The sequence below is a fragment of the Methylobacterium sp. Leaf88 genome (assembly GCF_001422795.1).
Taxonomy (GTDB): domain Bacteria; phylum Pseudomonadota; class Alphaproteobacteria; order Rhizobiales; family Beijerinckiaceae; genus Methylobacterium.
The window spans coordinates 228,532-252,944 of the sequence record NZ_LMMK01000012.1 but is presented as its reverse complement, the minus strand read 5'-3'; the positions used below and the strand labels follow the sequence as shown (position 1 = coordinate 252,944).

Below are 24,413 nucleotides of genomic sequence, written 5' to 3'. Positions count from 1 at the left end.
CGTCGGGGTCGAGTGGGTCACCGCCGAATCTGCCCGCGACCGGGCACGACGGTCGGAATCGTTCGCGCCACACCGGACCACAGGATCGGTGCCGGGCGGGCTAAGCCTGGATAAAGAATTTGAACAATTGATCGCGGGCCTGCGTTGGTCGATCAGCTAACGAAAACTGGGAGATACCGCAGCATGTCTATCAAGACCCTTGCCTTCGCCGGCTCGATCGCCCTGGCCCTGACGGGGACCGCCTTTGCGCAGACCGCGACGGGCACCGAGAGCAACATGAACAATCCGGGCAGCGTGAAGAGCAACAGCGAGAAGTCGATGGAGCGGATGGGCGCCCCCGCCACCACGGGTTCGACCATGGCCCCGGCTGGCACCTCCGGCGGGCCCAGCACCGCGACCGTCGGCGCGCCCGGCGGCAGCACCGGCGGTAATGGCGAGACCGGCAGCGGCGCGGCCCCCAGCGGCAAGTAAGCCCGCGAGCAGGCCCCATCGGGGTCCGTCGAACGGCCTGAGTGCGTTCCGAGCCCCGCAGCCCCGCTGCGGGGCTTTTTGCGAGCCCGACTACGAACCCGTGTAGCCGAGCGCGGCGGCGGCGGCCTTCAAACGGTCGAACGCCTCCGCGTAGCGCGCATGCCGGGCTTCGCCGTTCGCCAGCGTCCGTTCGGGGCTGAGATTGTCCTCCGTGTCGGACATCTTGATCAGCAGCCCCCCGAGATGGCCCATGGCGATCAGGGCGGAGATGCGTGCGTCGTACGGCACCGGCTCGGCGGGCTTCGTCAGCATCACCACCATGGCGATGACAGCGTCGGAAAAGCCCTCGGCCCGCAGGGCGATCGGGGTGGTCGGGGTGTCCTCGAGGACGTCGTGGAGGATCGCGGCCTGCATCACCTCCATCGGCTCGATGGCGAGGCGGTCCACCGATTTCGCGTGCCCCGCCCGGCCGACCGCCGCATTGGCGACCCGCTCCAGGTGGCGGATGTAGGGTTGCCCGCCCTTATCGATCTGCCCCGCATGCGCGATCATCGCGAAGCTGTGGGCCTCGAAGATGGATGCCATGCCGCGCGCTCCTCTCCGGCCGGACCTGCCGGCCCGGTAGACCATTCCGCCGAGCGATCCACAAGCGCGGCCGTGCACCTGTGGTTCGGCCCGGAAACGGGACGCCGCCGGCCGGTAACGTTAGCGGCCCATTAAGCGGAACCGTCGAAATCAGGGGATGTGCCGGGGCGTTCGCCCGGCCCTTCGAGTGCAGCGTGAGGACAGTGGCGTATGGGCAGCGTTCCGGCGACGATGGACAATGTGGTCCCCTTCCGACGCGCCCTCCGCCCCCAGCCGTCGGCGGCAGCCCCGTCGGCGCCCCGCGGCGGACTCGCGGCCCGGCGCAGCGAGCAGCGTGCCCTGATGGATTCGGTTTATGCCACGGGCAGCCTGTCCGTGGCGGCGGGCGACCGCGAGACCAAGCTGATCGCGGCGCGGCTCCAGGTCTACGGCTTCGTGCTGATCGAGGAGATCGGGGCCGACGGCACGCACCGGCGCCTGCGCCCGTCCGAGGCCATCCGCGCCCGGACCGAGTCGCCGTGGCGCCTCTCGAAGGCGAGCTACGGCGCGGGTGCCGGCCTCGCGGTCACCATCCCGGCCGTCGACGACTTCCTGTTCGACCAGCCGGCCGACCGTCCGGCCTGAGGAGGCCGCTCACGCCTCTGTGGCCGCCGGGAGACATCGGCAATTTCCTCGTCGGCGCCGTGGTTCTGATCATCGAATTCTCAGGCCGGGCGTGAGATGAAGGGTCTCGTTTCACTCCCGGCCATACCGCCATGCTGTCCGCCTCAGAAAACATCGTCATCCAGCACCGTGAGATCGTCGCCGTCCTGGTGACCTACGGGATATTCCTGGCCGGCGTGATGGGCGTGGCTTGGTTGATCGCGTAGCCGCGGCCCGGTTGATCGCATAGGCACGGCCGGGTTGATCGCGTAGGCGCGGCCCAACTGATCGCCTGAGCGGACGCGCCGTCGCGGGGTCGGAACCGCGCGGGTTTCACCCCGGTTTTCCGCCCGATTGTTTCGGGAGAGAACCGCATGTCAGACAAGGGCGACGACCACGCCGAGACCTACAAGGCGTTCCACGAGGCCGTGAACATGACGGCGGCCAAGCTCGACGCGTTCCTGGAGACCGACGAGAGCCAATCAGTCGGCCAGAAGAAGGATGGCGGCGAAGCCACCGGCCACCGCGAGGGGCGGCGCATCGTCGAGCTTCTGCGCACCAAGAAGACCGACCTCACCGACGACGACTACGCGCACATGGCCAAGGTCGTCGGCTACGTGCACCGTCACCTCAAGCAGGGCGGCCCGAAGGAGGCCGACAAGGTGAAGGAGTCCCCCTGGCGCCTGTCGCTGATGAATTGGGGACACGATCCGCTGAAGGACGACTGAGTCCGGCCCGGAGCGGGCTTCGGATCAGGTCAAATCGCGGGTTGGAAAACCACCGGCCGTCCCGCGTTGGGGAAACCTGGTGGAGCTGAGCGGGATCGAACCGCTGACCTCCGCAGTGCGATTGCGGCGCTCTCCCATCTGAGCTACAGCCCCGTTCCGGGGTGGCGGCCTTTTAGGCTCGCTCACGCCGACCTGTCAATTCCCGAAATCCTGCAGCTTTGCGTGGGCGTGATGCGTCCCGCGGGCGCGGGCCACGAGGACATCGTTTCCGCGCATGAACGCCTTCATCTGGCTCTTCGACACCGTCGTGCAGCTCTACATCTACGTCCTCATCGCCAGCGCCGTCCTGAGCTGGCTCGTGGCGTTCAACGTGGTGAATGTCCGCAACCCGATCGTGTCGCAGATCGGCGAGGTGCTCTACCGCCTCACCGAGCCGGTGCTGCGCCCGATCCGAAACATCCTGCCCAACCTCGGCGGCGTCGATCTCTCGCCGATCGTGCTGGTGCTGCTGCTGCTGTTCGCCAGCCGCCTGCTGCACGAATTCGTGCCGACGCAGACCTCCGTCTACATCCGCTGACCGGTCGGGCTTTCGAGGGGCGGGGCGCAACGACGGCCCGCCCGACATCAAAAAACAGACGCGCCATCGCGTCGCCCTGGGGACGAGACCGTCATGAAGACCAATCCCGGCCGATTCTTCGAGGATTACCGCCTCGGGGAAACCCTCCGTCACGCCACGCCGCGCACGGTCACCCTCGGCGACGTCGCGCTCTACACGTCGCTCTACGGCCCGCGCTTCGCCGTGCAGTCCTCGGACGCCTTCGCGCGCGCCATCGGCTATCCGCAGAGCCCCCTCGACGACCTCCTCACCTTCCACGTGGTCTTCGGCAAGACCGTGCCGGACATCTCCCTCAATGCGCTGGCCAATCTCGGCTACGCCGAGGGCGGCTTCCGCCGACCGGTCTATCCGGGCGAGACCCTCTCGACGGTCTCCGAGGTCATCGGTCTGAAGGAGAGCTCGAACCGCCAGACCGGCGTCGTCTACGTGCGCTCCACCGGCTCGGACGCCAACGGCGAGACCGTGCTGAGCTACTGCCGCTGGGTGCTGGTGAAGAAACGCGACCCCGAGGCCAAGATCGCGCAGGAGCACGTGCCGACCTTCGCCAAGGTGGTGGACCCGGCCGACCTCGCCGGCGCCCTGCCGCCCTTGAACCCGGCCGCCTATGATTGCGCGCTCTCCGGCTCGCCCCACCGATTCGGCGACTACGTCGTCGGCGAGAAGATCGACCATGTCGACGGCATGACCGTCGAGGAGGCCGAGCATCAGATCGCCACCCGCCTCTACCAGAACACCGCCAAGGTGCATTTCGACGGCTACGCCGCCAAGGACACCCGCTTCGGCCGCCGGCTGATCTACGGCGGCGTCGTGATCTCCCTGGCCCGGGCGCTGAGCTTCAACGGCCTCGGCAACGCCTTCGCGCTGGCGGGCATCAATGCCGGCCGCCACGTCGCCCCGCTCTTCGCCGGCGACACGGTCTATGCCTGGAGCGAGGTCCTGGAGACCGCCGAGCTTCCCGGTCGCACCGACATCGGGGCGCTGCGTCTGCGCACGGTGGCCACCAAGAACCAGCCCTGCGGCAACCATCCCGATAAGGTCGGCGACGCCTACGACCCGTCGGTGATCCTCGACCTCGACTACTGGGCGTTCATGCCGCGCTGACCCCCCGATCCCGGCCCGGCGCATGACGGGCCGGGCGGGCTGGTCCGGTGGCGACGAGCGGCGGATGCCGTGCGGGGTCGCGAACCGGACGTGGAAGGCGACGCAGTCCCCGGCCAGGTCGGGCCGTCGCCGCCGGCGAACCGCTCCCCGGTGACTCGGCGCCCTGCTCGCCGGCAGACCCGCGGCGGCGGTCGCGGGACGGCTCGCGACCATCCCGCCGAGGGTCGGGACCACCCCGCCGAACGCTCCGTCCGCGGAGGACCGGGCCTCGGCGTCCACGCCCCGGGCGGCGACGACGAGATTCTCGGCTTTGGCCTGCTCCGCCGCGGACGCTCAACCGGTGCCCGTCGCCTGGTCGAGCCCCCGCTCCCCCCGGCTTCGGATCCAGGCGCCGCGCGCACTGCGCGATGCCATCGGCGATGCCGCGACGGATCTCGTCGTCGCGGGCGCCCCTGGCGTTTCCGGTGCGGGCCGGCTCCGCGATTTGCGGTTGGATCGCCTCGCTCAGGCTGCCGCCGACACAGTCGCCCCCGTCCAAAACGTCGCCTTGTCTGCGTGAAAGCCGACGCGTCTCGTGCGCAGGACTGCGGCTCCATTTCCCATCGTCGTCGAATACAGTCTGCCGGCCTCGCGCAGGAAGTCTTCAAAGCAGATCATCAGGACACCTGGGTCGACCTGCTTTTCTGGACACATGCGCCGGATCATCGCCCAAAAATGCGCGCAGCGACCGACCGGGGCCGGAGCGAAGCCCCCCTCCGCACCCCCGATTTCCGGTACTTCCGCATTAGAACAATTAGGAATTGTTGCCGCAAAGGCACGGGCCCCGAACCGTTTCCTGCCGACGCTTGATCACCAGCGCGTGATCGACTAACCGCCAGACATGTCGACGTATCGATGAGCAATTTAGGATCACTCTAAGGTAATCCTCAAGAGTTCGATACGCGGCGCGGGCGCCAGCACAAGGATCTACGGGTGCGCAAGATCACCTCAGCGCTGTCAGCAACCTCGACGTATGCTTTGATCAGCACGACTGCGCTGGTTTTCAGCTCGGCAGGTCTGACGTCGAGCGCCAAAGCGCAAGAATCCGTGCGGCTCGACGAGCTTTCGGTGGCGGGGCCTTCCGGGGGGACGGGGCGCGGCGGCCAGGGCGTCGGGCTCCTGAAGGATCTGCCGCCGCCCTATGCCGGGGGCCAGTTCGCGCGGGGCGGATCCCTCGGTGTGCTCGGAACCCGGGACGCCCTGAACACGCCGTTCAGCACCGTCAACTTCACGCAGCAGGTCATCCAGGACCAGCAGGCGCGCACCGCGGCCGATACCCTCGTCAACGACGCTTCGGTCCGCCTGACGACGGCCAGCAACGGCTTCAGCGACACCTTCCAGATCCGCGGCTTCGAGGTTCAGGCGCAGGATGTCGGGTTGAACGGCCTCTACGGCCTGGTCTCGTCCAATCGCGTGGCGGCGCAGTACATCGAGCGCATCGAGCTTCTGAAGGGACCCGGCGCGTTCATGTACGGCATTCCGCCGGGCGGCAGCGTCGGCGGCAGCATCAACATCGTTACGAAACGCGCCCTCGATGTGCCCTTCGTCCAGGTGACGCCGCAATATATCAGCCCCGGCAATTTCGGTGTTCATGTCGATGCCAGCACCCGCGGCGGCGAGAACAAGGAATGGGGCGTCCGCTTCAACGGCCTGGCCCGGGACGGTGAGGCGACGATCCGGGACGGAAACCTGCGGACGGGACTCGGGGCGCTGTCCCTCGACTATCAGGGTGAGCGCCTGCGCTGGGCGCTCGACGTGATCTCCCAGAACGACGACACCAAGAATTTCCGGCCGCAGATCGGCCTGCAATCGGATATCGCCTTCATCCCGCGCCCGCCCAGCGGGCGCAGCAACTGGTTCCCGGGGACGCAGCTCCAGCAGCGGGACAACACGGTCGCCTCCTTCCTGGAATACGATCTGACCGACTGGCTGACGGCCTATGGCGGGATCGGATATCGCGCGGGGTCCAATCGGCAGACCTTCCCGGATTACCGGGTGTTCGGCTTCCCGAGCGGTGCCGACGTTCTCGGCAACTTCCGGCTCGTGAACGCCTTCTACGATTCCTACAGCAGCACCGTCAGCGGCAATGCCGGTCTCAAGGCCCGCTTCGACACCGGGTTCATCAATCACTCGGTGAACCTCGTCTATACCGGGTTCACGCGGGAGGACGGCTACGCCTACGTGGCGAACTCGGCCGACGAGTCGGTCCCGTCCAACATCTATCGGCCGGCGCCGCTGCCAGTCGTGACCGGCGAGCGGATCGCCCCGCAGCGCTATGCCGGGACCACCCTGACGAGCGTCGCCGTCGCCGACACGATGTCGGCCTTCGACGACACCGTCCTGCTGACCGCCGGCGTCCGCTATCAGATGGTGAACCAGAAGAGCTACGACACCGTCACCCAGGCGCGGACCAGCGAATACGACGCGGACGCCACGTCGCCGCTCGCCGGCATCGTGTTCAAGGCCTGGAAGAACGTCTCCCTGTACGCGAACTATGCCGAAGGCCTGACGGCCGGCACCATCGTGGGACCCGGCTACAGCAACGCGGGCGCGATCCTGAGTCCCTACAAATCGGATCAGCAGGAAGTCGGCATCAAGGTTGACTGGGGCACCATCACGACGACGGCGGCTCTGTTCCAGATCAGCCGGCCGGACCAGGTCCAGACGGCGACCAACGCCCTGGCGTATAACGGCGAGCAGCGCAACCAGGGTCTGGAGCTGTCGGCCTTCGGGGCGCTCGCACCGACCCTGCGCGGATTCGCGAGCGCGACCTTCCTGCGTCCCGAACTGACCAAGCCGATCGACCCGCTCCAGCGCGGGAACGACGCCGCGGGCGTCCCGGACCTGACCGTCTCCGCCGGCCTCGAATGGGATACCCCCTGGGTCCCGGGCCTCGCCCTGAACGGCCGGGTACTCTACACCTCCGGCTCCTATCTCACCGGCGCCAACACCGTCCGCTTCCCGGACTGGACGCGGTTCGACCTTGGCTTCCGCTACGCGACGATCCTCGACGACAGGCCGTTCGTCTTCCGCTTCAACGTCGAGAACGTGGCGGACAACCGGTACTGGCTGACGACGGGCACCTTCGTGACGGTCGCCTCGCCCCGGACCTTCGTCGTGTCCGCCTCCTATACGTTCTGACGGGACCGAACGGCCTGGAGCGGCTCCGACCGGACGCGATGTCTCGGGGCCGCGACGGGAAAAGCGCGGGGACGCTCATCGCACCTCGTCGCTCCGACCGGGCTCCGGCGCGGAGGCCTTGCGGGCCGCGCCTCCCGTCGGCAAACATCGGGCCGCCGACACCTTCGGAGGAAGCTTTGCCATGCCGGCTGAACCGACCAAGGGACCGGCGTCGTATTTCCCGTCGATCGAGAAGCGGTACGGCCGCCCGATCGCGGCGTGGCAGCAACTCGTCCGGGAGAGACTTCCGGCCAAGCACATGGACCTCGTGGCGATGCTGAAGGCCGAGCACGGGATGGGGCATGGACACGCCAACGCGATCGTGGCGCACGTCCTGGCAGCGCAGAAATCGTGACGCGCTCCCGCTGACACCGTGCGCCGACGGCGGCGGAGACCGCGCGGCCCTCTCAGTGGCGCAGGCGCCCTGCGGTGGCCGTCACCCCCCGAACCATCCGGCCACCACCCGGCGCAGCGGGTTGGCCGGGTCGGAGAGGAGGCGCAGGGCCATCAGGCAGGCGATGGTGACGAGGAGCGGGCGGATCAGCCGGGCGCCCATGCGGATCGCCAGGCGCGAGCCGATCTGTGCTCCGAGGAAGGCGCCCACCGCCATCATCAGGCCGATCGCCCAGACGACGTGGCCGCCGAGCGCGAAGAGCGCGAGGCTGCCGAGGTTGCTCGCGGCGTTGGCGAGCTTGGTGTGGGCGGTGCCCTTCACCACACCCAATCCCAGCAGGGTCACGAAGCCGATCATGTAGAAGGCGCCGGCGCCGGGGCCGAACACTCCGTCGTAGAAGCCGACCGCCGGGGCCCAGGTCAGGGCGAACCAGTTCGGGGTGATCCGCGCGGTGGCGTCTTCGTTGCTCATGCGCTTGGCGGTCGCGAAGTAGATCGCGATGGCCACGAGGAGAATCGGCACGGCGGCATCCAGCACCGCGCGCGGCAGCAGGCTGACGCAGAGCGCGCCCGCCACCGAGGCGCAGCCGGCGCTCACCGCGATCTTCCAGGCGTCGGGCCAGTGGATCAGGCGGCGGCGCGCGAAGGCGAGGGTCGAGGAGACCGCGCCGGCACTGCCCTGGAGCTTGTTCGTGGCAATCGCCGAGACGGGATCAAGGCCGGAGAGCAGCAGGGCCGGCAGGGTCAGGAGGCCCCCGCCGCCCGCGATCGCGTCGACGCAGCCGGCCGCCACCGCGACCGCGAACAGACCCGCGATCAGGCCGATATCCACCCCGAAGATCATCCCGTCCTCACGTCATGGTCCAGTGAGTGCCGACTGGAGGCGGGATGGCGATCGAGGGGAAGCGCCGGACGCACGCCTTAGTTGCGGACGACGACCTTGGTGCCGACCTTGGCGCGATCGTAGAGATCGACCACGTCCTTGTTGGTCATGCGGATGCAGCCCGAGGAGACGGCGGCGCCCATGGTCTCGGGCTCGTTCGAGCCGTGGATGCGGTAGAGCGAGGAGCCGAGGTAGAGCGCCCGGGCGCCGAGCGGATTGTCCTGGCCGCCGGCCATGAAGCGCGGCAGGTCGGGGCGGCGCGCCAGCATCTGCGACGGCGGGCGCCAATCCGGCCACTCCTTCTTCATGGTCACGTGCTTCTCGCCGGACCACGAGAAGCCCTGGCGGCCGACGCCGACGCCGTAGCGCACGGCCTGGCCGCCGCCGAGCACGTAGTAGAGCCGCCGCTGGCTGGTCGAGACCACGATGGTGCCGGGCTTCTCGGCGCCCTTCCAGGCGACGGTCTCGCGCGGAATCGCCTGCTCCTTGAAGATGTTCATGAAGTCGGCGATCGGCCCGCTGTCGAACGGGTTTCCGGCGAAGGCCGGTCCGGTCGATACGGTCAGGGCCGCCGTGAGGGCGGATGCGGCGAAAACGCGGCGCGTCTGCATGGTCTCTCCTCCAGCCGAGGACCGGCAAAGGGCGGGCGCGAGGACCCGGCTTTCCCGGAGGCTTGTGGTCGGGGGCGAGAGCCTTGGCGCGATGGGGAAGGGGGGTCAACCGCACCGCGATCGAACGCGGTGCCCCTGTGTGATCCCGGCAACGCCCCGACTCGGGATCCCTCGGAGGGCCATCAGGCCCCCAGACACGATGCCGCAGGAACTTGCGGCCAAGCCCGCTTATCCCCAGACTCGGTGCGGTGAGACCCAACACTGTCCAGATCGCACGCGCCGCCGAAGCGGCTTCGCACGTGCATGAACCGGCTTCACCCTCGGCGGCGCGCCCGGTCGTGCGCGCCGTCGGCGTGTTTGCGTCCGGTCTCCTCGCGCTCCTGCTCCTCGTCTGCGCCGTCCTGCCTCTGATGCGGATGGCGGGGGACGTACCGCACGGCTTCGCCCGCCAGACTGTGATGTCTCAGGCCTCGCTGCCCGAGAACCGGGACACGATCCTGCGCGTCTCGGCTGCGATGGCCGACCTCGACGACAGCTTCGGCAGCGTCGCAACCCTGCGGATCCCGCGCGTGACGAAGCACAGGGTGGATCGCCTCGCGATGCCGCGCAGCCTACGGGTCCTTGCGACGCGCGCGGTCGCTCCCCTCGAGCGCCCCCCCAGGCTCGCCCTCCCGGCCTGAACGGTCCGGAGTCGTCCGGCGCTCACGGAATTCGACGTCACTTTTTCGCGTTGAATACAACCCGTGTCGTCGGAACGCCCAGATTGTGGGCCATCTCCGGGATCGTCACCGGACGATTCGGGCCGGGTCTAAGCGATGCGACCCGCGCCGCCGCGGCGCGGGCGATGCCTCGGCCCCTGTCACCGCCCCCACCGCGCCCGGCCATGCCATATGGCCCAGCGCTTGCCATGGCCCGGACCGCTCGCGGCGACGGGGCCCTGGACCCTGAATGCGGCGATGCCGGCCTGCGCCACGCGGGCCATCCGCCAGAATCTCGCAGGAGCGACGCGATCGTGACGTCTTTCAACCACCGCCTGTTCGGGGCCCGGCCGACCGCGCTCGCCGCGGGCGTCGTCCTGGTCGCTCTCTCGGCCTGCAATCAGAAGCAGCAGGCCGCGGCGCCGGTTCCGGGCCCGATCCCCGAGGTCAACATCGTGACCGTCCGCGAGCAGCCGATTCCGTACGTCCGGGATCTCCCCGGCCGCGTGGCACCCCTGCGCATCGCCGAGGTCCGCTCGCGGGTGTCCGGCCTCGTCGTGAAGCGCACGTTCGAGCAGGGCAGCCTCGTGAAGGAGGGCGACCTCCTCTATAAGATCGACCCGGCCCCCTTCGCGGTCGAACTGCAGAGCGCCGAGGCCGCCCTCGCCCGCACCGAGGCGGCGCAGGTCCTCGCGAGCCAGCAGGCCGACCGCCTGGAGCAGCTGCTCTCGCGCCAGACGGCGAGCCAGGCCCAGTACGACAGCGCCTACGCCGCCCTGAAGCAGGCCGAGGCCGAGGTTGCCGGCGCCAAGGCGGCCCGCGACCGGGCCAAGCTCAATCTCAACTGGACCGACGTCCGCGCGCCCATCTCCGGCCGCATCGGCCGCGCGCTCCTCACCGAGGGCACGCTGGTGGAGCAGGGCGGCACCGCCAACCTCGCCACCATCCAGCAGCTCGACCCGATCTACGTCGACATCACCCAGTCGGTGGGCGAGCTGAACAAGCTGCGCCGCGATCTCGCCAGCGGCGAGCTCTCGCGCCTCTCGGCCGATACGGCCAACGTTCACATCATCATGGATGACGGGACGCTCTACGGCTCGGCCGGCAAGCTGCTGTTCTCCGACGTGACGGCGGACCCGAGCACCGGACAGGTCACCCTGCGCGTGCTGTTCCCGAACCCGCATGACGAGCTCTTCCCGGGGATGTACGTGCGCGCCCGCATCAAGCAGGGCATCGACACCGATGCGCTCGCGGTGCCGCAGCAGGCGATCCAGCGGACCAACGACGGCAAAGCCGAGGTCTGGGTGGTGCGCGACGACAGCAAGGTCATGCTTCAGCCCGTGGAAGTCGGCCCGGTGGTCGACAACCAGTGGGTCATCCGCTCCGGCCTGAAGGCCGGCGACCGGGTGGTCGTCGAAGGCGTGCAGAAGATCACCGTCGGCCAGCAGGTGAAGACCGTCGAGCTGAAGATCGCCACCGCCGACGCCGAGCCGAAGCCCCGTGATACGGAGGTACCGGAGCGCGAGGCCGCCGAGGCGCCCGGCACGCCCAAGCCTGCGTCATCGACCTCGGCGTCGCCCAATTCTGATTCACCGAGTTCTGCCTCACCCAAGCCCGTGTCGCAGGTGCGCTGAACCATGGCTCGCTTCTTCATCGACCGACCGGTCTTCGCCTGGGTCGTCGCCCTCTTCATCATCCTGGGCGGCCTGCTCACGATCCCGCAATTGCCGGTGGCGCAGTATCCCGTGATCGCGCCCCCCTCCATCGCGCTCTCGACCGCCTATCCGGGCGCCTCGGTGGAGAACCTCTACACGGGCACCACGCGGCTCATCGAGGATGAACTGAACGGGGCCGCCAACATCCTGAGCTTCGAATCGGCCAGCGACGCCTTCGGCGTCGTCGAGATCACGGCTCAGTTCCAGCCTGGCACCGATTCGAGCCTCGCGGGCGTCGAGGTGCAGAACCGCCTCAAGCGCGTCGAGGCCCGGCTGCCCGCCGAAGTGCGCCAGCAGGGTACCCTGGTGGAGGAGGCCTCCGCCGCGACACTGCAGATCATCACCCTGGTCTCGCCCGACAAGTCGATGGACGAGATCGCGCTCGGCGACTTCCTCATCCGCAACGTCATCAATGAGATCCGGCGCATCCCCGGCGTCGGGCGCGCGACGCTGTACTCCACCGAGCGAAGCCTGCGCATCTGGATCGATTCCGACAAGTTGCGCGGTCTCTCGCTCAACGCCTCGGACGTGTCGAAGGCGATCTCGAACCAGAACGTCCAGATCGCCTCCGGCGCCGTCGGCGCCATGCCGAGCCCGCAGAACAACCCGGTCAACTTCCCCATCATCGTGAAGGGCCAGATGACCGCGCCGGAGGAGTTCGGCGCCATCGTGCTGCGCGCCAATTCCGACGGCTCCAACGTACGCTTGCGCGACGTCGCCCGGATCGAGCTCGGTGGCGAGGACTACAAATTCACGACCCGCCTCGACGGCGGCGAGGCCGCCGGCATCTCCGTCACCCTGGCCCCCGACGGCAACGCGCTCCAGACCGCCTCGGCCATCCGCGCCAAAATGGAGGAGCTGTCGCAGTTCTTCCCGTCGAACGTGAAGTGGGACATCCCCTACGACATCACCCCGGCCGTCGAGGCTTCCATCGAGAAGGTGCTGCACACCCTCGTCGAGGCGGTGGTGCTGGTGTTCATCGTGATGTTCGTCTTCCTCCAGAACATCCGCTACACGCTCATCCCCACCATCGTGGTCCCGATCGCCCTGATGGGCACCTGCACGGTGATGCTGCTCGCAGGCTTCTCGGTGAACGTGCTCACCATGTTCGGCATGGTGCTCGCCATCGGCATCCTCGTCGATGACGCCATCGTGGTGGTCGAGAACGTCGAGCGCATCATGAACGAGGAAGGCCTCTCTCCGAAGGAGGCCACCCGCAAGGCGATGAGCCAGATCACCGGCGCCATCATCGGGATCACGCTGGTGCTGATCGCGGTGTTCATCCCGATGGCGTTCTTCCCCGGCTCGGTCGGCATCATTTACCGCCAGTTCTCCATCGCCATGGTGACCTCGATCGCGTTCTCGGCGCTGCTGGCCCTGTCGCTGACCCCGGCCCTGTGCGCGACCCTGCTCAAGCCCATCGAGAAAGGCCACGGCCATTCGAAGGGCGGCGTCTTCGGCTGGTTCAACCGGGTGGTGGATCGCGAGACCGCCCGCTACGGCCGCGGCGTCGCCGGGCTGATCAAGCGCTCCGGCCGGGTCATGCTGGTTTATCTCGCCCTGGTCATCGGCCTCGGCTACGCCTTCCTCCGCCTGCCGGAGGGCTTCCTGCCGGTGGAGGATCAGGGCTTCTTCACCGTCGACATCCAGACCCCGCCCGGCTCCTCCTTCAACCGCACCGAAGCGGCGGTGAAGAAGGTCGAGGAACACCTCCTCGCGCAGCCCGGCGTCGCCACCGTGACCGTCGTCAACGGCTTCTCGTTCTCCGGCCAGGGACAGGTCACCTCGCAGGCCTTCGTGACCCTGAAGCCCTGGGGTGAGCGCGATGCCGACAACTCGGCGGCCAAGCTGATCGAGGGCACCAACAAGGCTTTGGCATCGTACAAGGACGCGGTGATCCAGGCTCTCGAGCCGCCGCCGATCGACAATCTCGGCAACGCCTCGGGCTTCAGCTTCCGCCTCCAGGACCGCGCGCAGAAGGGCTACTCGGCCCTGATGGCGGCCCAGGAGCAGTTGCTGTCTCTCGCCCGCAAGAGCCCCGTCCTGCAAAAGGTCTATGTCGAGGGCCTGCCCCCGGCGCCCCAGGCGGAACTCGTCATCGACCGCGAGAAGGCGGCCGCCCTCGGAGTCAACTTCGAAGAGATCAACAACACCATCCAGGTCAATCTCGGCTCGGTCTACACCAACGACTTTCCGAACCGGGGCAAGATGCAGCGCGTCATCGTTCAGGCCGAGGACGCACAACGCCTGAAGGCGGCCGACATCCTGAACTACGGGGTGAAGAACGCCTCCGGGACCATGGTGCCGATGTCGTCCTTCGCCGACCTGAAATGGGGCGTCGGCCCGGCCCAGATCATCGGCTTCAACGGCTACCAGTCGGTGCGCATCACCGGCGAGCCGGCCCCGGGCTACACCTCGGGCGACGCGCTGAATGAAATGGAGCGGCTGATGGAGCAGTTGCCGAAGGGCTTCGGCTACGCCTGGACCGGCCAGTCGCTGCAGGAGAAGCAGGCGGGCTCACAGGCCTCGCTGCTGCTCGGCCTCTCGATCCTGATCGTGTTCCTATGCCTGGCCGCCCTCTACGAGAGCTGGTCGATCCCGTTCTCCGTGCTGCTGGTCATCCCGCTCGGCGTCATCGGCTCCGTCGCGGCGGTGTACCTGCGCGGGCTGCCGAACGACGTCTACTTCAAGATCGGGATCATCACGATCATCGGTCTCTCGGCCAAGAACGCGATCCTGATCGTGGAATTTGCCAAGGACCTCTGGAAGCCGGGAACCTCCCTGGTGGACGCGACCATCGAGGCGGCGACGCTCCGCTTCCGACCGATCGTGATGACCTCGCTGGCCTTCATCTTCGGCGTGGTGCCCCTGGCGATCGCCTCCGGCGCCGCCTCGAAGAGCCAACAGGCGATCGGCACCGGCGTGCTCGGCGGCATGATCTCGGCCACCATCCTGGCGGTGCTGTTCGTGCCGGTGTTCTTCGTGGTGGTGATGCGGATCTTCCGCCGCAAGGACGCCACCGAGGGCATCCAACCCAAGGCGGAGCCGGCCACGGTGCATGGGCCCCATCACGCCCCGGCCGAGTAGTCCGGCGCGGCGGAGCTCGCCCACCGGGGAGCCCCGCACATGAGAAAGGGGCGCGCGGTCCGATCGACCGCGCGCCCCTTTTCGTCCAATGTCCGGTCGCGACCGGGGCAGAGCCTCAGACCAGATCCGGCTGATCCCTTCGGGATGGCGGATCTGGGCTTCGCCCAGACGACGCGCCGGCTTGCCTAAATCACGCTCCGCTTTGATCGAGCGGAGCCCGTATCAGACCTCGCGGGCGATCATCATCTTCTTGATCTCGGCGATGGCCTTGGCCGGGTTCAGGCTCTTCGGGCAGGTGTTGGCGCAGTTCATGATCGTGTGGCAGCGATACAGCCGGAAGGGATCGTGCAGCGCATCGAGGCGCTCGCCGGTGTTCTCGTCGCGGCTGTCGATCAGCCAGCGATAGGCCTGGAGCAGGGCCGCCGGGCCGAGGAAGCGGTCGCCGTTCCACCAGTAGCTCGGGCACGAGGTGGTGCAGCAGGCGCAGAGGATGCACTCGTAGAGTCCGTCGAGCTGGGCCCGGTCCTCCGGCGTCTGCTTCCACTCGCCCTCGGGCGCGGGCGTCTCGGTCTGGAGCCAGGGCTCGATGGACGCATGCTGGGCGAAGAAGTTCGTCAGGTCGGGGACGAGGTCCTTCAGCACCGGCATGTGCGGCAGCGGATAGATCCGCACCGCGCCGGTCTTCTTGCCCTTGGCGTGCTCCTGGCACTCGTCGATGCCCATGGTGCAGGCCAGCGCGTTCTGGCCCTCGATGTTCATGGCACAGGAGCCACAGATGCCCTCGCGGCAGGAGCGGCGGAACACCAGGGTCGAGTCGACCTTGCTCTTGATCCACAGGAGGGCGTCGAGGACCATCGGGCCGCAATCGTCGCGATCGACCTGGTAGACGTCGACGCGCGGGTTCTTCCCGTCGTCGGGATTCCAGCGGTAGATCCGGAATTCCTGCAGGTTGTTGGCGCCCACGGGCCGAGGCCAGGTCTTGCCCTCGGTGATCTGAGAGTTTTTGGGAAGATTAAACTGAGCCATGGTGTGGCGTGCCTAAATCCGTCTCGTGAGAACCAGTCCAGGGAACGACGGGAGTCGTGTCCTCAATACACCCGCGCCTTCGGCTCGATGTACTGGATCTCGTTCGACATCGTGTAGGTGTGGACCGGACGGTAATCGATGCTGACCTGCTTGGACGAGTCGTCCATCCAGGCGAGGGTGTGCTTCATCCACTCCTTGTCGTCGCGGTCCGGGAAGTCCTCGCGGGCATGGGCGCCGCGGCTCTCCTTGCGGTTGGCCGCCGATTCCATGGTGACGACGGCCTGGCCGATCAGGTTGTCGAACTCGAGGGTCTCGAGGAGGTCGGTGTTCCAGATCAGCGAGCGGTCGTTGACGTGGATGTCGGGAATACCGGCGGCGACCTTGTGGATGAGGGTCTTGCCCTCCTCCAGCACCTCGCCGGTGCGGAACACCGCGCAGTTGTTCTGCATGGTCTTCTGCATCTCGGCGCGCAGCTGCGCCGTCGGGGTGCCGCCGCTGGCGTAGCGGAAGCGGTCGAGGCGGGCGAGCGCCTTGTCGGCGGAATCCTTCGGCAGGTCCATCTGGCGGGCGCCCGGCTCGACGATCTCGGCGCAGCGCAGGCCGGCGGCCCGGCCGAACACCACGAGGTCGATCAGCGAGTTCGAGCCGAGGCGGTTGGCCCCGTGAACCGAGACGCAGGCCGCCTCGCCCAGTGCCATCAGGCCCGGCACCACCGTGTCGGGGTTGCCGTTGCGCAGGGTCAGCACCTCGCCGTGATAGTTCGTCGGGATGCCGCCCATGTTGTAATGCACGGTCGGCAGTACCGGGATCGGCTCCTTTGTGACGTCGACGCCCGCGAAGATCTTGGCCGATTCCGAGATGCCGGGAAGGCGCTGGTGCAGGATGGCCGGGTCCAGGTGGTCGAGGTGCAGGTAGATGTGGTCGTTGGACTTGCCGACGCCGCGACCGGCCCGGATCTCCATGGTCATGGAGCGGGAGACCACGTCGCGCGAGGCGAGGTCCTTGGCGCTCGGGGCGTAGCGCTCCATGAAGCGCTCGCCCTCGGAGTTGGTTAGGTAACCGCCCTCGCCGCGCGCGCCCTCGGTGATGAGGCAGCCGGCGCCGTAAATGCCGGTGGGGTGGAATTGCACGAATTCCATGTCCTGCAGGGGCAGGCCGGCGCGCAGCACCATGGCGTTGCCGTCGCCGGTGCAGGTATGGGCCGAAGTGGCCGAGAAGTACGAGCGGCCGTAGCCGCCGGTGGCCAGGATGGTCTGCTGGGCGCGGAAGCGGTGGATCTCGCCCGACGCCTGGTCGATGGCGATGACGCCGAGGCAGCGGCCCTCCTCGTCCATGATGAGGTCGAGGGCGAAGTACTCGATGAAGAAGTTGGTATGGTTCTTCACCGCCTGCCCGTAGAGGGTGTGCAGCATGGCGTGGCCGGTGCGGTCGGCCGCCGCGCAGGTGCGCTGGGCGGTGCCCTTGCCATAATCGGTGGTCATGCCGCCGAAGGGGCGCTGGTAGATCTTGCCCTCTTCGGTGCGGGAGAAGGGCACGCCCCAGTGCTCGAGTTCGTAGACGGCGGCGGGCGCGTTGCGCACGAGGTACTCGATCGCGTCCTGGTCGCCGAGCCAGTCCGACCCCTTCACGGTGTCGTACATGTGCCAGCGCCAATCGTCCGGGCCCATGTTGCCGAGGGAGGCCGAGATGCCGCCCTGCGCCGCCACGGTGTGGGACCGGGTCGGGAACACCTTGGAGATGCAGGCGGTGCGCAGGCCGGCCTGGGAGCAGCCCACGGTGGCGCGCAGGCCCGCGCCGCCCGCACCCACCACCACCACGTCGAAGGTGTGGTCGTTGATCGTGTAGGCGGGGGTGCCGTTGGTTCCGTTGGTGGCCATGGGCTGATCCTTCGGGTTCGGGATGCGGGTCAGACGAGCTTGCCGAGGCTGACGCGCAGGATCGCGTACAGGCAGGCGACGGCGACGACGACCGCGTAGAAGTTGTTGGCGAGCAGGCTCAAGAGCTTGAGTGTCTTGTCTTGTACGTAGTCTTCGATGATGACTTGCATTCCGATCCTCATATGGGCCGTGACCGAGATCACGGCGAGGATCAGGATGAGCGCCACCACCGGGTGCGACATCAGGGCGACGGCCTCCGGGTAGGGCCGGTTCGCCATCAGGGCGACGACCACCACGAAAGCCAGCATGAGCGGCGCGTTGGCGGCGGCGGTCAGGCGCTGGATCCAGAAATGGCCCGCGCCGTGGCCCGAAGCCCCGAGGCCCTTCACCCGGGCGCGGGGCGTACGCATGGTGACGTGGGTGTTCTGGCGATTGTCGACCATCGATCGGCCTCCTCAGCGCAGGGTCAGGGCGAGCGCCCAGATCAGGACGGTCAGGATGACGGAGCCGATCAGGGTGGCGCGGGCGAGGCCCATGCGCTGGGCGCGGTCGAAGCCGTAGCCGAGGTCCCAGATGAAGTGGCGCAGGCCGCCCAGCATGTGGTGCATCAGGATCCAGGTGTAGACGAACAGCACCAGGCGCCCGACGATCGAGCCGAAGAACCAGGACACGGTGTCGTAGGCGCCCGGACCCGCGGCGAGGGACACCAGCCAGATCGCCACCAGGGCCGAGCCGCCGTAGAGCGCGGTGCCGGTGACGCGGTGGAACACCGACATCGCCATGGTCCAGGTCCAGCGGTAGATCTGGAGGTGGGGTGAGAGCGGCTGGGCGACCGTGGGACGGACGGTGGGAGCCATCGTGCGGAAGGTCCTCGACTGGGCGGCGCACCCCGATTTGAAGGTGCGCCAAGAAAAATTTGGATCGTCTCTAAAGTGCTAGCGGGCAGGCGCCAATGCGCAACCCCGGCTTGCCGCAACGCACATGCGACACGGGCGCCAAATCGTCATTCGCCTCGCGCCGCGTCATGGCAGCCATCCGAGCATGCGCCACCACAGATAATCCAGGGGTGCGACGACGACGAGCGACGCGAGCCCCGTTGCCAGGGTCAGCTTGGTCGCTGCCCGCAGTGGCACCTTGCCGAGATCGACCGCGAGGACGATCGGCGGCGCCTGGTAGGGCAGGAACAGGGTCGAGTAGCCAACCACCTGGATCATCACCACGGCCATGAGGTCGAGACCGCTGACCCGGGCCATCTCGCCCGCGAGCGCCGTGTAGAGTGCCGGGGCGCCGTTCGCGGTGACCGCGAGGGTCAGGATCGCCGCGAGCCCTGTCAAAATCCCGAAATTGTAGCCCGGCGCGTCGGGCGTCAGGGGCGCGACGTGGAGCAGGGCATGGCCCAGGCGAGCGCCGAGGCCGGTCTCGTTCACGGTGGCCACGAGACCCAGGAGGGCGGCCACGTAGAAGCAGGTCCGCAGGTTCACGGCGCCGAAGGCCTCGGCGGGCAGGACGCCGATGCGGGGCATCAGGCAGAGGATCGCGGCGACGAGGCCCACCCAGGCGGGGGCGATGTGGTGCAGGCTGTCCGTGACCCAGAAGGCGAGGGTGGCGGCCAGGATCACGGCGAGGCGCCGCGCCTCCGGGCGCAGGGGTTCCTTGACCAGGGCGGCCCCGTTCTCGCCACGGTCGAGCCGGTCCGGAAACAGCCAGAGGATCGCCAGGACGAGCAGGACGCCCTTCGCCAGGGCCAGGACCGGCGCGTGCAGCAGCAGGTAGGACAGGTAGGCGATGTGGAGGCCGTACTGCGTCTCCGCGGTGCCGGCCATGACGAGGTTCGGGACGTTGGCGGGCAGGATCGCGGCGGAGAGGAGCGGCGTGGCGAGTCCCACCGCCAGGACCGCGCCGTGCCGGCCCGGGCGTCCGATTGCGAGCCCGAAGGCGTCGCAGAGCGCGAGCACCACCGGGACCAGCAGGGCGATCCGCCCGAGATTGGACGGCATCACGAAGGCGACGGCGAAGGACAGGGCGACGATCCCGGCGACGAAGGCCGGGTAGGAGGCGGAGAGATGCCCCGACAGGCTTCGCGCCAGGCGGTCGCCGAGGCCGGAGCGCGTCATGGCGAGCCCGACCACCATGCCGCTCAGGACAAGCCAGAACGCCGAGGAGGCGAAGCCCGAGAACACCGTCGCGGGGGGCGCGAGGTGGAACAGCATCGCCCCGGCGAAGAACAGCATCGCCGTGACGATCTCCGCGATGAGGCCGCTGGCCCAGAGGCCCATGCAGAGCACGAGCAGGAGCGCGGTCACCGCGACCGTCGCCTCCCCGCCCATGAACGCCCCTGCCGGCATGCCCGAGTCCGATCCGTCTCTTCCGGCGGGACGATGATCCTACCTTGGAGCTGTTCGCAATTCGGAGTTTTCCGATCCAGCCTTCGCCTCTCGCGAAGGCTCAGAAGCGTGCCGGGTCGAGCTCGAAGGTCGGGGGCAGGGCCTCGAACCATTCGCCGTAATAGGGATCGCGGGGGAGCTTCGCCGCCCAGCGATCGCGAAACCGCTGGTGCTCGACCGGGTCGACGGTGCGGGCGCGATTGCGGCTCTCATAGTGATAGAGGCTGGCCTGGGCGCAGTAGACGCTGCGCAGCCCGCGCTCGCGCAGGCGCAGGCACAGGTCGACGTCGTTGTAATTCACGGCGAAGCCCGCATCGAAGCCGCCGATGGCCTCGAAGTCCGCGCGCCGCACCATCACGCAGGCGCCGGTGACCGCAAGGTAGTTCCGGCTGCCGACGGTGGAGAAGAAGTGCCCGGGATCGTCGCCGGGATAGCCGCGCCGGACATGATCGGGGGTGGCGTCGACGATCGAGACGCCGACATGCTGGATCTCGCCGGTCTCGAACAGGAGCTTGGGGCCGACGGCGCCGACGCCGGGGATCTGCAACTGCGCCAGCATCGCCTCGATCCAGTCGGGCGTGATGACCGCGATGTCGTCGTTGAGGAAGACCAGGATGTCGCCGCTCGCCGCCGCGGCGCCGAGGTTCATCTTGGCCGCCACGTTGAAGACCGGCTCCGACCAGGTCACGCGCCGGGCGCCGTGGCGGGCGAGGGCCGCCTCCGTGCCGGATCGCAGGTCCCCGTTGTCCACCACCACGAACTCGATGTCGGGATAGGTGCTGGTCGCGGCGACGCTGTCGAGACAGGCGGCGAGGAGATCCACCGTGCAGCCGCCGACGGTGCTGTCGCGCCCGGCCGTGGGGATCACGATGGAGACCGAAGGGCGCTCGGTCAGCTTGCGGCGCATCTCGAAACAGCCCTTGAACGCGCTCGAGCGGGCGAAGTCGAGTTCGCCGGTGCGCCGGGCCCGGTCCTCCAGGCCACGGATCGCCGCGGCGATGACGTAGTCCTTGTTGTCCATGGTCTGGGCGGTGGAGCCTGGGATCGCGCGCCAATGGTAGAGCACCTTCGGCACGTGGACGACGTTGCGGACATGCTCGGTGTAACGCAGGGCGAAGTCGTAATCCTGCGCCCCGTTGCATTCGTCGCGAAAGCCGCCGATCTGGCGGACGATGTCCATCCGGTAGAGCGCCAGGTGCGCCGTATACATGCAGGCTTCGAGGGCTTCGGGCGACCAGTCCGGCTTGAAGAAGGGCTCGTAGCGGACCCCGTCGATCGAGATCTTGTCCTCGTCCGAGTAGATGAAGTCGACGCTCGCGTCGGCGTTCAGGATACGGACGAACTCGTAGAGCGCGTTGTCGGGAATCGCGTCGTCGTGGTCCATCAGGGTCAGGTAGGTGCCGGTCGCCAGGGCCATGGCGTCATTCGAAGCGGCCGAGATGCGCCCGTTTGTGGTGCGGCGATGGAGCTTGATGCGCGGGTCGGCGGCCGCGAAGGCCTGGAGCAGCGGCCAGATCTGCGGGTCGGGCGAGTTGTCATCGCAGAGGCAGAGTTCCCAATCGGGATAAGCCTGGGCCTGCACCGAGGCGATGGCGGCTTCCAGCCAGCGCCGGGGAGTGTTGTAGACCGGCATGACGATGGAGATACGGGGGCGAGAGCGGAAGCCCTCGATCTCGGTCCGCATCGCCGCCACGCTGAGGCGGCTTGGCGTCTCCACCGTGTCGATCCAGGCCGTGTAGGAGGCCGGCACCGGGCGGGGCCGGGCGCTCGCCCGGAAGTCGCGCCAGAGTTCCGCGGCGCCCTTCGCGCGCCAGGCGTCGCGGAGGCGGGCGAGGAGGCGGGCCGGCGCGCGCTCCGCCTCGGGCAGCGCCTGCACGCGGCGGCGGGCAGTCTCCGCGGTCGCGCCGAGGGGGCCGAGATGGGTCAGGGAGACGTGGCCCAGGCGAAAGCGTCCGGCGCCGCTCATCGGATCGAGGCGCAGGCCCCGGACCCGGCGCGGCAGGTGCACGAGGTTGTCGATGCCGGTCGCATCGCCCTCCAGCGGAATGGTCAGGGTCTCGCGAAACCCCTGGCCGTCATCGACGTAGAGGATCGGGACGAGCTTCGTGCGGTCGAGGGCGGTGAGGTCGGCGCGCAAGCGGACCCAACCGCCGCGATGGCGCCGGCGTCCCTCCGGCGGCCAGAGGCGGAAATGCGGGTCCGACCCAGTCGCGCGCCACGTGTCGGGCGTCCCCTCCGCCTCGATCTGGCTGACGGCGTCGAGGCGACAGCGTAGGGTGCGCGGCAAACCCGGATCCTCTTCGAGGCGGGCGCAGGGCCTGCCGTGCCCGGGGGTTTAGGGCAAGCCCGCCGGCCCTCGCAAGGGCAGCCCCGGACCTCGCCTCAGCCGCGCCCGGCGGCGAGATAGGCACGCCACCCCCCGTGCCGGGTGATCTCCGGCGCCTCCGCGACGGCATGGGCTTCGCAGAGGAAGCCCGAGACGGGTTCGCCATCGGCCAGAGCGATCTTGCCGAGGCCGAGGGGCGCGGGAATCGCGGCGGCGAAACGCCCCAAGGCAGCCGGGTCGAGCGCCCAGACCTCGACCTCGAGCCCGGGGCCCGCGAAGCCGGGCGCGCGCACGAGGCCGGGTTTCGGCGGCACCGTGCCGGGCAGGGCATAGAGCCGGTAGTCGGGCGCCGTCCGGGTCGCGCGCAGGAACGTCGCTCCGAGGTCCTGGAGCTGGTGATTGAGGGCGAGCCCTGTGAGGTGCGCACCGACCACGACCAGGGGGATCTGCCCGGAGGGCGAGGCAGGAACGCGGCCTTCTTCGGGGAGGGAGCGGGCACGCTCGACGCCCATGCCGCCGGCGAGGTCGCGATGCAGGGCATCGGCCCAGGGCGCCAGGGCCTCGTCGCTGAAGCCGGGGCCCACCAGCGTCACGCCCGCCGGCAGGCCGTCCCGGCGGAACCCGGCCGGCACCGCGATGGCGGCCATCCCAAGCAGGTTGGCGAAATTGGTGTAGCGGCCGAGATGGCTGTTCCGGACGATGGGCTCCGCCGCCATCTCGGCCACCGTGTAGATCGTTGGCGCGGTCGGCAGCAACAGCACGTCGAGCCCGGCGAGGATCGCATCGGTCCGGCGCTTCAGGGCCTCGAACGCGTACCGACCCCGGAAGGCGTCGACGGCGCTATAGGTGCGGGCCGAGTCGAGGATGGCGCGCACGCTCGGATCCATCGCGGCGGCATGGTCGGCATGGAAGGCTTCGACCGCCGCCAGCCGCTCGGCGACCCAGGGGCCGTCATACAGGAGGGAGGCGATCTCCCGGAATGGCGCGTAGTCGAACGGCACGGCGACGGCACCGAGGCGCTCCAGCCGGGCGATGGCGTCGTCGTAGAGGGCCGCCGTCTCGGCATCGCCGTAGAACTCGCGCTCGGCCGGGGCGAGCACGCCAAAGCGCAGGCCCGTCGCCGGGAGGGGATGCGGGACCACCGGGCGCGAATACGGGTCGGCCGGGTCGAACCCCTCGGCGATCCGGCGCACGGCGAGGCCGTCCCCGACGGTGCTCGCGAACACCGTGATGCAGTCGAGGCTGCGGCAGGCCGGAACGAGGCCGTTGGTGCTCAGCGCCCCCGGCGTCGGCTTGATGCCGACGAGATTGTTGAAGGCCGCCGGCACGCGGCCGGAGCCGGCGGTGTCGGTGCCGAGACTGAAGCAGGCGAGCCCGGCCGCCACGGCCACGGCCGAACCGGAACTCGATCCGCCTGAAACGAAGTCGGCGTTGAACACGCTGCGCGGGGCACCGTAGGGCGAGCGCGTGCCGTTGAGGCCGGTGGCGAACTGGTCGAGGTTGGTCTTGCCCGTTACCAGGGCGCCGGCGGCCTTCAACCGCGCCACCACCGCGGCATCGCGCTCGGGCGTGGTGGCGAAGGCCGGGCAGGCGGCGGTGGTGGGCAGGCCCGCCACGTCGATGTTGTCCTTGACGGCGAAGGGCAGACCCCAGAGCGGCAGGGAATTCGGCTCCGGGTGCGCCTGCATCAGGGCGCGGGCCGCCGCGACGAGGTCAGCGCGCGACACCGGGGTGATGAAGATGGCCGGGTCGGGCGAGGCCGCCATCCGCTCGGCGACGGTCTCGGCGAGGCCGACGGGGTCGAGGCTGCCTGAGGCGAAGGCCGCGCGCAGGCTCGCAATGTCCAGGATCGTGGGCAGCATGGATTCAGGTCTCCTGGGTCACCGCGACGAGATCACCGCGACAAGGCCGCCGCCGCGCCGGGTCGGGCCGGCGTGGATTCTCCGGCACAGGGTCCGCCGCCGGAGCGCCCCGACGCCCACGGACATTGCCCGGCCTCGTCGCGGACACTGCATCCTTCGTGCCGACCGGGCCGGCCTCGCCGACCGGAT

At 68.7% G+C, this 24,413-nt stretch carries 20 protein-coding genes and 1 tRNA gene; 10 read left to right on the top strand and 11 right to left on the bottom strand.

Annotated elements, in window-relative coordinates; genetic code table 11:
* Positions 1-183: 183 nt before the first annotated feature.
* The gene (locus ASF20_RS07550) at positions 184-471 is read left to right on the top strand and encodes a hypothetical protein (protein ID WP_056211204.1); all 288 of its coding nucleotides are present in this window, start codon (positions 184-186) and stop codon (positions 469-471) included.
* A gap of 90 nt (positions 472-561) precedes the next feature.
* On the opposite strand, the gene ASF20_RS07545 is transcribed toward ASF20_RS07550, so the two are convergent.
* Positions 562-1,056 carry an HD domain-containing protein gene (locus ASF20_RS07545; RefSeq protein WP_056272593.1) on the bottom strand — a complete coding sequence of 165 codons (495 nt, stop codon included), beginning with the start codon at positions 1,054-1,056 and terminating at the stop codon, positions 562-564.
* A gap of 210 nt (positions 1,057-1,266) precedes the next feature.
* Here ASF20_RS07545 and ASF20_RS07540 point away from each other — a divergent pair, with 210 nt between their 5' ends.
* Both ASF20_RS07540 and ASF20_RS07535 read left to right on the top strand, forming a co-directional pair.
* Entirely contained in the window at positions 1,267-1,680 is a 414-nt protein-coding gene (locus ASF20_RS07540) for a hypothetical protein (protein ID WP_056272589.1), read from the top strand.
* A 392-nt stretch (positions 1,681-2,072) separates the two neighbouring features.
* On the top strand, positions 2,073-2,426 hold the full coding sequence (locus ASF20_RS07535; RefSeq protein WP_056211210.1) for a DUF3140 domain-containing protein: 354 nt from the start codon (positions 2,073-2,075) through the stop codon (positions 2,424-2,426).
* 77 nt (positions 2,427-2,503) lie between these two features.
* Here the strand turns inward: ASF20_RS07535 and ASF20_RS07530 are convergent.
* Positions 2,504-2,579, bottom strand: a tRNA-Ala gene (locus tag ASF20_RS07530).
* Between the two features lie 121 nt (positions 2,580-2,700).
* On the opposite strand from ASF20_RS07530, the gene ASF20_RS07525 reads away from it, so the two are divergent.
* The 4 genes from ASF20_RS07525 to ASF20_RS07505 all read left to right on the top strand — a co-directional run bounded on the left by ASF20_RS07525 (position 2,701) and on the right by ASF20_RS07505 (position 7,717).
* The gene (locus tag ASF20_RS07525; RefSeq protein ID WP_056211211.1) at positions 2,701-3,003 is read left to right on the top strand and encodes a YggT family protein; all 303 of its coding nucleotides are present in this window, start codon (positions 2,701-2,703) and stop codon (positions 3,001-3,003) included.
* A gap of 93 nt (positions 3,004-3,096) precedes the next feature.
* The gene (locus ASF20_RS07520; RefSeq protein ID WP_056272585.1) at positions 3,097-4,143 is read left to right on the top strand and encodes a MaoC family dehydratase; all 1,047 of its coding nucleotides are present in this window, start codon (positions 3,097-3,099) and stop codon (positions 4,141-4,143) included.
* 1,107 nt (positions 4,144-5,250) lie between these two features.
* Complete coding sequence (locus ASF20_RS07510; protein ID WP_244476354.1) at positions 5,251-7,323, top strand: TonB-dependent receptor; 2,073 nt, start codon at positions 5,251-5,253, stop codon at positions 7,321-7,323.
* Between the two features lie 181 nt (positions 7,324-7,504).
* Positions 7,505-7,717: a DUF4287 domain-containing protein gene (locus ASF20_RS07505; protein WP_056272578.1), complete on the top strand. Its 213-nt coding sequence runs from the start codon at positions 7,505-7,507 to the stop codon at positions 7,715-7,717.
* Between the two features lie 81 nt (positions 7,718-7,798).
* Here ASF20_RS07505 and ASF20_RS07500 read toward each other — a convergent pair whose 3' ends face one another.
* Positions 7,799-8,599: a TSUP family transporter gene (locus ASF20_RS07500; RefSeq protein WP_056272575.1), complete on the bottom strand. Its 801-nt coding sequence runs from the start codon at positions 8,597-8,599 to the stop codon at positions 7,799-7,801.
* 77 nt (positions 8,600-8,676) lie between these two features.
* The gene (locus ASF20_RS07495; RefSeq protein WP_056272567.1) at positions 8,677-9,249 is read right to left on the bottom strand and encodes a L,D-transpeptidase; all 573 of its coding nucleotides are present in this window, start codon (positions 9,247-9,249) and stop codon (positions 8,677-8,679) included.
* 248 nt (positions 9,250-9,497) lie between these two features.
* On the opposite strand from ASF20_RS07495, the gene ASF20_RS07490 reads away from it, so the two are divergent.
* The 3 genes from ASF20_RS07490 to ASF20_RS07480 all read left to right on the top strand — a co-directional run bounded on the left by ASF20_RS07490 (position 9,498) and on the right by ASF20_RS07480 (position 14,749).
* Positions 9,498-9,929, top strand: coding sequence for a hypothetical protein (locus tag ASF20_RS07490; RefSeq protein WP_156389519.1), 432 nt, complete (start codon positions 9,498-9,500; stop codon positions 9,927-9,929).
* 332 nt (positions 9,930-10,261) lie between these two features.
* Positions 10,262-11,581: an efflux RND transporter periplasmic adaptor subunit gene (locus tag ASF20_RS07485; RefSeq protein ID WP_244472753.1), complete on the top strand. Its 1,320-nt coding sequence runs from the start codon at positions 10,262-10,264 to the stop codon at positions 11,579-11,581.
* Positions 11,582-11,584: 3 nt separating this feature from the next.
* The gene (locus tag ASF20_RS07480; protein WP_056211226.1) at positions 11,585-14,749 is read left to right on the top strand and encodes a multidrug efflux RND transporter permease subunit; all 3,165 of its coding nucleotides are present in this window, start codon (positions 11,585-11,587) and stop codon (positions 14,747-14,749) included.
* Positions 14,750-14,971: 222 nt separating this feature from the next.
* Here ASF20_RS07480 and ASF20_RS07475 read toward each other — a convergent pair whose 3' ends face one another.
* The 7 genes from ASF20_RS07475 to atzF all read right to left on the bottom strand — a co-directional run bounded on the left by ASF20_RS07475 (position 14,972) and on the right by atzF (position 24,224).
* Complete coding sequence (locus ASF20_RS07475; RefSeq protein WP_056272564.1) at positions 14,972-15,775, bottom strand: succinate dehydrogenase iron-sulfur subunit; 804 nt, start codon at positions 15,773-15,775, stop codon at positions 14,972-14,974.
* Between the two features lie 62 nt (positions 15,776-15,837).
* Positions 15,838-17,652, bottom strand: a complete 1,815-nt coding sequence (sdhA, locus tag ASF20_RS07470) for a succinate dehydrogenase flavoprotein subunit (protein WP_056211230.1) — start codon at positions 17,650-17,652, stop codon at positions 15,838-15,840.
* Between the two features lie 29 nt (positions 17,653-17,681).
* Complete coding sequence (gene sdhD, locus ASF20_RS07465) at positions 17,682-18,095, bottom strand: succinate dehydrogenase, hydrophobic membrane anchor protein (RefSeq protein WP_056272561.1); 414 nt, start codon at positions 18,093-18,095, stop codon at positions 17,682-17,684.
* A 12-nt stretch (positions 18,096-18,107) separates the two neighbouring features.
* On the bottom strand, positions 18,108-18,509 hold the full coding sequence (sdhC, locus tag ASF20_RS07460) for a succinate dehydrogenase, cytochrome b556 subunit (RefSeq protein ID WP_056272558.1): 402 nt from the start codon (positions 18,507-18,509) through the stop codon (positions 18,108-18,110).
* A 165-nt stretch (positions 18,510-18,674) separates the two neighbouring features.
* Positions 18,675-19,979 (bottom strand): SLC13 family permease, encoded by a 1,305-nt coding sequence (locus ASF20_RS07455; protein WP_056273670.1) that lies wholly within the window; start codon positions 19,977-19,979, stop codon positions 18,675-18,677.
* Positions 19,980-20,097: 118 nt separating this feature from the next.
* Positions 20,098-22,323 carry a glycosyltransferase family 2 protein gene (locus ASF20_RS07450; protein WP_056272555.1) on the bottom strand — a complete coding sequence of 742 codons (2,226 nt, stop codon included), beginning with the start codon at positions 22,321-22,323 and terminating at the stop codon, positions 20,098-20,100.
* A 95-nt stretch (positions 22,324-22,418) separates the two neighbouring features.
* On the bottom strand, positions 22,419-24,224 hold the full coding sequence (atzF, locus tag ASF20_RS07445) for an allophanate hydrolase (RefSeq protein ID WP_056272552.1): 1,806 nt from the start codon (positions 24,222-24,224) through the stop codon (positions 22,419-22,421).
* Positions 24,225-24,413 lie beyond the last annotated feature (189 nt).

Excerpts from the sequence above, each read along its gene's own strand:
- ASF20_RS07550 (WP_056211204.1), top strand. The coding sequence starts at position 184 with ATGTCTATCAAGACCCTTGCCTTCGCCGGCTCGATCGCCCTGGCCCTG.
- ASF20_RS07455 (WP_056273670.1), bottom strand. The coding sequence starts at position 19,979 with ATGGGCGGGGAGGCGACGGTCGCGGTGACCGCGCTCCTGCTCGTGCTC.
- sdhA (WP_056211230.1), bottom strand. The coding sequence starts at position 17,652 with ATGGCCACCAACGGAACCAACGGCACCCCCGCCTACACGATCAACGAC.
- ASF20_RS07475 (WP_056272564.1), bottom strand. The coding sequence starts at position 15,775 with ATGGCTCAGTTTAATCTTCCCAAAAACTCTCAGATCACCGAGGGCAAG.
- ASF20_RS07500 (WP_056272575.1), bottom strand. The coding sequence starts at position 8,599 with ATGATCTTCGGGGTGGATATCGGCCTGATCGCGGGTCTGTTCGCGGTC.
- ASF20_RS07545 (WP_056272593.1), bottom strand. The coding sequence starts at position 1,056 with ATGGCATCCATCTTCGAGGCCCACAGCTTCGCGATGATCGCGCATGCG.
- ASF20_RS07520 (WP_056272585.1), top strand. The coding sequence starts at position 3,097 with ATGAAGACCAATCCCGGCCGATTCTTCGAGGATTACCGCCTCGGGGAA.
- atzF (WP_056272552.1), bottom strand. The coding sequence starts at position 24,224 with ATGCTGCCCACGATCCTGGACATTGCGAGCCTGCGCGCGGCCTTCGCC.
- sdhC (WP_056272558.1), bottom strand. The coding sequence starts at position 18,509 with ATGGCTCCCACCGTCCGTCCCACGGTCGCCCAGCCGCTCTCACCCCAC.
- ASF20_RS07525 (WP_056211211.1), top strand. The coding sequence starts at position 2,701 with ATGAACGCCTTCATCTGGCTCTTCGACACCGTCGTGCAGCTCTACATC.
- ASF20_RS07480 (WP_056211226.1), top strand. The coding sequence starts at position 11,585 with ATGGCTCGCTTCTTCATCGACCGACCGGTCTTCGCCTGGGTCGTCGCC.
- ASF20_RS07540 (WP_056272589.1), top strand. The coding sequence starts at position 1,267 with ATGGGCAGCGTTCCGGCGACGATGGACAATGTGGTCCCCTTCCGACGC.
- ASF20_RS07535 (WP_056211210.1), top strand. The coding sequence starts at position 2,073 with ATGTCAGACAAGGGCGACGACCACGCCGAGACCTACAAGGCGTTCCAC.
- ASF20_RS07505 (WP_056272578.1), top strand. The coding sequence starts at position 7,505 with ATGCCGGCTGAACCGACCAAGGGACCGGCGTCGTATTTCCCGTCGATC.
- ASF20_RS07495 (WP_056272567.1), bottom strand. The coding sequence starts at position 9,249 with ATGCAGACGCGCCGCGTTTTCGCCGCATCCGCCCTCACGGCGGCCCTG.
- sdhD (WP_056272561.1), bottom strand. The coding sequence starts at position 18,095 with ATGGTCGACAATCGCCAGAACACCCACGTCACCATGCGTACGCCCCGC.